A 7,304-nucleotide genomic window follows, 5' to 3' on the forward strand; every position below is an offset into this window, starting at 1 on the left:
CTTCCCACTGTAGTCGCTCAGGCGGCGGGGTCCGGCTCCCGCGAGGCGTCGGCCACCCCGAACGTCACCCCTGCGGCGGTCAGGGTGACCAGACTCACCGCCAGCCAGGCCGGCAGGCCCACGCCGATGGCCAGCACGTGGGCCAGCACGAAGGCGCCGACGTAGAGCGCGGCCAGGGCGACGGCGGTGCGGGGACCCCGGCGCCGCAGCCAGAGCACGCCGGCGGCCACGCCCGCCGCGGCGAAGACGGCCCCGCCCAGGGCGCGGATCCCGGTGCCCTGCGCGATGCCGAACCCGGCGGCCAGCCCGACGGCGACGAGGACGGCGGACGGGAACCGGGTGCGCACGAGGGTGGTCGTCGACATGCTCCCCAGTCTCCCCGCCGGATCGGTTGCACCGCGCACCGGCGGGTAGGGGCCGGTGGAACCGCCCGGTCCGACCGGGCGGGGGACGGGAGACGACGACATGGCAGACCTGGCCCGCGACGAGCCGATCGGCGAGCTCGAGGTGGTGCACGAGTTCCACGGCCCGATGCCGACGGGCGTGAGCGTCTCCCACACCGGCCGCGTGTTCGTGAACTTCCCGCAGTGGGGCGACGACCCGCCCGCCACCGTGGTGGAGCTGCGCGACGGGGAGGAGGTGCCGTTCCCCGACGAGGCGTGGAACTCCCCGTCGGGCAAGGACGACGCCGGCTCCTTCGTCTCGGTGCAGAGCATCGTCGTGGACCCCGCCGACCGGCTGTGGGTGCTGGACACCGGCAGCCCGCTGTTCGAGCCCACCGTGCCGGGCGGTCCGAAGCTCGTGCGGATCGACCTGGACACCGACGCGGTGGCGCAGGTGATCACCTTCGACCCGTCGGTCGCGCTGGACACGACGTACCTGAACGACGTCCGGTTCGACCTGCGGCGCGGGGCGGCAGGCGTCGCCTACATCACCGACTCCTCGGACCAGGGCCCGAACGGGATCATCGTCGTGGACCTGGCGACCGGCGAGGCCTGGCGGCGCCTGCACGAGCACCCTTCGACCAAGGCCCTGACGCCACCGGACCTGCGGATCGTCGTCGAGGGCCGGGAGTTCTCCGAACGGGACGAGGACGGGAACGTCTCGCCCGTGACGATGGGCGCCGACGGCATCGCCATCTCGGCCGACGGGAGCCGGCTGTTCTACTGCCCGCTGGCCTCACGGCGCTGGTACAGCGTGTCCACCGACGCGCTGGCCGACCGCTCGGTGAGCGACGACGACGTCGCGGCCACGGTGGTCGACGAGGGCGACAAGGGGGCGGCCGGTGACGGCATGGAGACCGACGACGCCGGCCGCCTCTACGTCACCGACGGGGAGCACGACGCCGTCCACCGCCGGTTGCCCGACGGCTCGTGGGAGACGGTGCTGCACGACGACCGGCTGCTGTGGCCCGACACCATGTCGGTGGCGGCGGACGGGCACCTGTACGTGACGGCCAACCAGCTGTACCGGCAGGCGAAGTACCAGGGCGGGCAGGACCTGCGGCGCAAGCCGTACGCCCTGTTCCGCACTCCCGTCGACGCCGGACCGGTCCGGTTGCGCTGAGAACGCACGAAGGGCCCCGGGCGGATCGCCCGGGGCCCTTCGTACGTCTCGCTGCGGATCAGGCGGTGCGGAGCACGGCCTCGATCTCGAGCTCGACCGAGATCTTGTCGCCGACGACGACGCCGCCGCCGTCCATCGGCATGTCGATGTCGACGCCGTACTCCTTGCGGGAGATCTCCGTCTTGGCGGAGAAGCCGGCGCGCGTGCCGCCGTAGGCGTCCGGACCGAAGCCGTTGAGCTCCAGCTCCAGGGTGACGGGCTTGGTGATGCCCTTGATGGTGAGGTCACCGGTGATGGTCCAGTCGGCCCCGTCGGTGGCGACGGCGGTCGAGCGGAAGGTCATCTCGGTGTGGTTGCCCACGTCGAAGAAGTCAGCGGAGCGGATGTGCGCGTCGCGCTGCTCCTGACGGGTGTCGATGGAGTCCATGTTGATGCGCGCGGTCACGCTGGACTGCGCGGGGTCCTCGGCGGTGACGATCTCGCCGGAGAAGTCGCGGAAGTAGCCGCGAACCTTGCTGACCATCATGTGGCGGACGGAGAAGCCGACGGTCGAGTGCGACGCGTCGATGTCCCAGGTGCCGACGACGTAGCCGGGGATCTGGACGCTGGTGGAGCTGGTCACGAGGTGCCTCCGAGTAGTTGAGCGTTTGACCTTCGCCGCGCTCAGCATAGTTGAAGGCTTGATTATTCCGCTAGTACGCTGTGCACATGACCGCGCACGTGTCGTCCGCACCCCGCGAAGCGTCCGACGCCCCTGTCCCCGGTGAGACGCGCTGGCTCGACGCCGATGAGCAGCGCGCCTGGCGGGCGTGGCTGTACAGCTCCCTGCTGCTCCAGGACCGGCTCGACCGGGAGCTCACCCACGAGACCGGCATCTCGCACGCGTACTACGAGATCCTCGTCCAGCTGTCGGAGACCGAGGGCCGGATGCTCCGGATGAGCCAGCTGGCCGACCGCTGCCTCTCCTCCCGCAGCCGTCTCTCCCACGCCGTCTCCCGGCTGGAGGAGCGTGGCTGGGTGCGCCGGCAGGTCTGCCCGGACGACGGGCGCGGGCAGCTCGCCGTCCTCACCGACGAGGGGTTCGCCGCCCTCGAGGCCGCTGCACCGGTCCACGTCGAGGGCGTGCGCACCCACCTGTTCGACCAGCTGACCCCCCAGCAGGTCGAGAACATGCGCGACATCGGCGAGACCCTGCTGCGGCACCTCGACCCGACCGCCCTCTCCTGACCGGACTTTCTGTACCGGAAGTCCCGGGACTTCCGGTACAGGAAGTCCCCTCACGTCAGGCCGAGTTCCCGGAAGTACTTGTCCGGGGTGATCGGCAGGTCGCGGATGCGCAGGCCGGTGGCGTGCCAGTAGGCGTTCGCCACCGCGGCGGCGGCACCGGTGATGCCGATCTCGCCGATCCCCTTGAGCCCGATCGGGTTGGCGCGCTGCTCGTCGACGTCGAGCCAGGCGATGTCGATCTCGCCGATGTCGGCGTTCGTGGCGATGTGGTACTCGGCCAGGTCGTGGTTGACGTAGTGGCCGTACCGCTCGTCGGCCACCGACTCCTCGTGCAGGGCCATCGAGACGCCCATGCAGAAGCCGCCCAGGAGCTGCGACCGCGCCGTCTTCGCGTTCACGATCGTCCCGGCGTCGTAGACGCTGGTCGCCCGCGGCACCCGCACCTCACCCGTGTCCGCATCCACCCGGACCTCCACGAAGTGGGCCCCGTACGCGTGCATCGAGTGCGTCTTCGCCGCCGGTGACTCCCCCGGGACCTCGCCGGTGACCGTCACGCCGTCGCCGGGCACCTGGCCGCCGTACCGCTCGTCCAGCTGCCGGCGCAGGTCCCGCGCGGTGAAGACGATCGCCGTCCCCCACGACGCGAGCCCCGTCGACCCGCCTGCACCGCCGGCGAAGGGCAGCCGGCTGTCGCCGATCCGGAGCTCGACCGATCCGAGGTCCGTGCTCAGCGCGTCGGCCGCGATCTGCGTGAGCGCCGTCCAGGCGCCGGTGCCGATGTCCGAGCCGTCGATCTCGACGACGTAGCGCCCGGACGCCTCGGCCGCGATCCGGCACTGCGCCTTGCGGCGTCGGGTCGGGTACGTGGCCGCGGCGACGCCTGTGCCGACCAGCCAGCGGCCCTCCGCGCGCAGGCGCGGGCGCGGGTCGCGGCCGGCCCAGCCGAACCGCTCCGCCCCGGTGCGCAGGCACTCCACGAGGTGGCGTTCGCCCCAGGGGACGTCCCGCTCGGGGTCGCGGTCGGGCTCGTTGCGGATGCGCAGCTCGACCGGGTCGATGCCCAGCGCGACGGCGAGCTCGTCCATCGCCGACTCGAGGGCGAACATGCCGGGCGTCTCCCCCGGCGCCCGCATGATCGTCGGCGGCGGGACGTCGAGCCGTGCCAGCCGGTGCGTCGTCCGGCGGTGCGGCGCCGCGTAGAGCACGCGGGTCGGCGTCGCCGTCTGCTCGGCGAACTCGCTGATCCGCGACGTGTGCTCGACGACCTCGTGGCTGATCGCCGTCAGCCGGCCCTCCGGGTCGGCGCCCAGCCGCATCCGCTGGATGGTGGGCGTGCGGTGGCCGACCAGCGAGAACATCTGCTGCCGGCTCAGCTCGAAGACCACCGTCCGGCCGGTGACGCGGGCGGCCATCGCGGCGAGCATCTGGTTGGGGTGCGTGAACGCCTTCGAGCCGAACGCGCCGCCGACGTAGGGCGAGATGATCCGCACCTGACCGGAGTCCAGGCCGAAGCCCTCGACGAGGTCGTTGAGGATGTTGTGCGGCCCCTGGTTGGCGTCCCACAGGGTCAGCGAGTCGCCGTCCCACCGGGCCATCGAGGTGTGCATCTCGATGGGGTTGTTGTGCTGGGTGGGCGTCTCGTAGGTGGCGTCGATGCTCACCGCGGCGGCGGCCAGTGCCCCGTCGACGTCGCCGATGACGGAGTCGGTGTCGAACCCGGCCATGAGCTTGTCGGGCGCGTAGAGGTCCGGCCGGTCGGAGCGCAGCTCCACGTCCGGCGGCTCGGCCGCGTACTCCACCAGCACGGCCCCCACGGCGGCCTTGGCGATCTCCGACGTCTCCGCGACGACGGCGGCCACCACCTGCCCCTGGTAGTGGACGTCGAGCGACTGCAGGACCGGCAGGTCGGAGGCGAGGTCGCCGGACAGCCGCGGGGCGTTGGCCGGCGTGAGCACGGCGACCACCCCCGGCATGCCCTCCGCCGCGCTCGGGTCCAGCCGGGTGATCCGGCCCCGGTTGACGGTGCTCTGCACGACCGCGAGGTGCGCGATCGGCTCCCCCGGGTCCTGCTCGTAGGCGTAGGGCGCGGTGCCGCGCACCTTCGCCGGGCCGTCGATGCGGTCGATGCCGGCTCCGACGAGGCGATCGACGGTGGTCACGCGGCGGCTCCCGAGAGGTCGAGGAGGGTCCGGACGACGAGGTTGCGCGCCAGCGGCACCTTGAACCGGTTGTCCCGGAGCGGGGTGGCGGCTGCGAGCTCGGCGTGGGCCGCCTCCGCGAACGACTGCTCGGTGGCCGGGCGCCCGACCAGGGCCTCCTCCGCGGCGGACGCCCGCCACGGCTTGTGCGCCACCCCGCCGAGGGCCAGCCGCACGTCGCGGACCACGCCGTCCTCGACCCGGAGGGCCGCGGCGATGCTCACGAGGGCGAAGGCGAACGACGCCCGGTCGCGGACCTTGCGGTAGCGGGACGGCATGCCCAGCGGTGGCAGCTCGAGGGCGGTGATCAGCTCGCCGTGGCGCAGCGTGGTGTCGCGCGAGGAGTCGTCGCCGGGCAGCCGGTGGAGCTCGGCGATGGGGATCGCCCGCTCCCCGTCCGGCCCCACCACGTGGACGACGGCGTCCAGCGCGACCATGGCGACCGCCATGTCGGAGGGGTGGGTGGCGACGCAGGTGCCGGGGCCCTCCGTGGTCTGGCCCAGGATCGCGTGGTTGCGGTGCACGCCCTCCAGCGCACCGCAGCCGCTGCCCGGCGACCGCTTGTTGCACGGCTTGGTGACGTCGGTGAAGTAGCCGCACCGGGTGCGCTGGAGCAGGTTGCCGCCGGTGGTCGCGCGGTTGCGCAGCTGCCCAGAGGCACCGGCCAGCAGCGCCTGGGCCAGCACCGGGAACCGCTCGCGGACCCGGCGGTCGGCGGCGAGGTCGGCGTTCGGCACGCCGGCGCCGATCCGCAGCCCGCCGTCGGGTAGCTCGGTGACCTCGCGCGAGGCCAGCTCCCGGACGTCGACGAGCACGTCGGGCGTGGCGACGCCGAGCTTCATCAGGTCCACGAGGTTCGTGCCGCCGCCGAGGAAGGCGCCGTCCGGCGCGGCGGCCAGCAGGGCGACGGCGGCGGGCGCGTCGGTGGCGCGCTCGTAGCGGAACTCCCTCACCGCCGGACCCCCTCGGCCTCGGCGACCGCGGCCACCGCCGGGACGATGTTGGCGTAGGCAGCGCACCGGCAGAGGTTGCCGCTCATGCGCTCGCGGATCTCCGCGTCGGTGAGCGGGACGTCGTCCGCGGTCAGCTCCTCGGTGACGGCGGACGGCCAGCCGGCGCGCGCCTCGGCGAGCACCCCCGCGGCCGAGCAGACCTGGCCGGGGGTGCAGTAGCCGCACTGGAAGGCGTCGCGCTCGACGAAGGAGCGGTGCAGCGCGTGCGGCTCGTCCCCGGACGCGAGACCGTCGGAGGTGGTCACCTCGGCGTCCCCCACGGTGACGGCGAGGACGAGGCAGCTGTTCACCCGCCGGCCGTCGAGCAGCACCGTGCAGGCGCCGCACTGGCCGTGGTCGCAGCCCTTCTTCGGGCTGGTGTTGCGGAGCCGCTCGCGGAGCGCGTCGAGGAGCGTCGTCCGGGTGTCGACCGTCAGCGGGTGCGCCCCGCCGTCGACCCGGAGCGTGATGGGGGTGTCCACGCGGCGGTCCTGCCCCCGCCACGGGTGTGGACAAACGATGTGCCGCGCAACCGGTCGCCGCCCTAGCCTTCCGGCGTGGTGACGCGCGAGAGGGACGGCCGGCGGTGGCGCATCGGCACCGACGCCGACGTCGCCTGGATCCGGGCGGCCACCCCGCCCGGGCTGACCATCACATCGGCGATCCCTCCGGTCTTCGAGGCATACGCGACGCTCGTCGTGCCGGACAAGGCGGACGGGCGGTCCGCCGACGCCGACCTGGTGCTGCGGCTGCTGGAGGAGCAGTCGCCCCACGTGCCGTGGTGGCTGGGTTACCTGGACACCGGGTCCGACGACCTGGTCTTCCCCGAGGCGCCCCGGGTCACCCTGTACGCGGGCTGGGACTACGTGCTGGTGCAGGCCGGGCCCAGCGAGGCGCGGCGATGGCGACAGGACCCGACGTCGTGGCGGGCACCCGGCCCGGACCTCGTCTTCCCGGACGACCGCAGCTGGCTGCTGTCGTGGCTCTGGGACGACGACTGGCGCTGCCTCGGCGGGCCGGCCGCTCTCGTGGACCGCCTCCTCGATCAGTCACAGCTCCAGGCGCGACTAGTCGGGCTCGGGGAGGACGCCACGCCTCCGGGTCACGTGGCGCGCTGACCACCCCTCCGGTCAGCCGCCGGTGACGTCGGGCGGTCGTGCCGGCCAGGGAGGCACACCCGCGACGTCGGCGGAGACCTCGTAGCGGAGCTCCGAGAAGTCCGTCACCGACCGTGCCTCCGGGGGGGGTGGGGGGGGGGGGGGGGCGGGGGGGGGGGGGGGGGGGGGGGGGGGGGGGGGGCTGGGGGGGGCGGGGGGGGGCG

At 73.4% G+C, this 7,304-nt stretch carries 8 protein-coding genes; 3 read left to right on the forward strand and 5 right to left on the reverse strand.

Annotated elements, in window-relative coordinates:
• Positions 1-17: 17 nt before the first annotated feature.
• Positions 18-365, reverse strand: coding sequence for a hypothetical protein (locus ACI78T_RS20460; protein WP_456559975.1), 348 nt, complete (start codon positions 363-365; stop codon positions 18-20).
• A gap of 100 nt (positions 366-465) precedes the next feature.
• On the opposite strand from ACI78T_RS20460, the gene ACI78T_RS20465 reads away from it, so the two are divergent.
• Positions 466-1,566, forward strand: coding sequence for an L-dopachrome tautomerase-related protein (locus ACI78T_RS20465; protein ID WP_456559976.1), 1,101 nt, complete (start codon positions 466-468; stop codon positions 1,564-1,566).
• 58 nt (positions 1,567-1,624) lie between these two features.
• Here the strand turns inward: ACI78T_RS20465 and ACI78T_RS20470 are convergent, their stop codons facing one another.
• Positions 1,625-2,188 (reverse strand): YceI family protein, encoded by a 564-nt coding sequence (locus tag ACI78T_RS20470; RefSeq protein WP_456559977.1) that lies wholly within the window; start codon positions 2,186-2,188, stop codon positions 1,625-1,627.
• Between the two features lie 86 nt (positions 2,189-2,274).
• Here ACI78T_RS20470 and ACI78T_RS20475 point away from each other — a divergent pair, with 86 nt between their 5' ends.
• Positions 2,275-2,793 (forward strand): MarR family winged helix-turn-helix transcriptional regulator, encoded by a 519-nt coding sequence (locus ACI78T_RS20475; RefSeq protein WP_456559978.1) that lies wholly within the window; start codon positions 2,275-2,277, stop codon positions 2,791-2,793.
• A 50-nt stretch (positions 2,794-2,843) separates the two neighbouring features.
• Here the strand turns inward: ACI78T_RS20475 and ACI78T_RS20480 are convergent, their stop codons facing one another.
• Genes ACI78T_RS20480 through ACI78T_RS20490 form a run of 3 tightly spaced genes read right to left on the reverse strand, consistent with a single transcriptional unit; the run spans position 2,844 to position 6,465 of the window.
• Positions 2,844-4,952: a xanthine dehydrogenase family protein molybdopterin-binding subunit gene (locus ACI78T_RS20480; RefSeq protein ID WP_456559979.1), complete on the reverse strand. Its 2,109-nt coding sequence runs from the start codon at positions 4,950-4,952 to the stop codon at positions 2,844-2,846.
• Entirely contained in the window at positions 4,949-5,944 is a 996-nt protein-coding gene (locus ACI78T_RS20485; protein ID WP_456559980.1) for an FAD binding domain-containing protein, read from the reverse strand. The genes ACI78T_RS20480 and ACI78T_RS20485 overlap by 4 nt, the downstream gene beginning before the upstream one ends.
• A complete protein-coding gene (locus ACI78T_RS20490; RefSeq protein WP_456559981.1) occupies positions 5,941-6,465 on the reverse strand; it encodes a 2Fe-2S iron-sulfur cluster-binding protein in 525 nt (174 codons plus the stop codon). The genes ACI78T_RS20485 and ACI78T_RS20490 overlap by 4 nt, the downstream gene beginning before the upstream one ends.
• A gap of 75 nt (positions 6,466-6,540) precedes the next feature.
• On the opposite strand from ACI78T_RS20490, the gene ACI78T_RS20495 reads away from it, so the two are divergent.
• A complete protein-coding gene (locus ACI78T_RS20495; RefSeq protein ID WP_456559982.1) occupies positions 6,541-7,101 on the forward strand; it encodes a hypothetical protein in 561 nt (186 codons plus the stop codon).
• Positions 7,102-7,304 lie beyond the last annotated feature (203 nt).

Source organism: Blastococcus sp. SYSU D00922, from assembly GCF_054050495.1.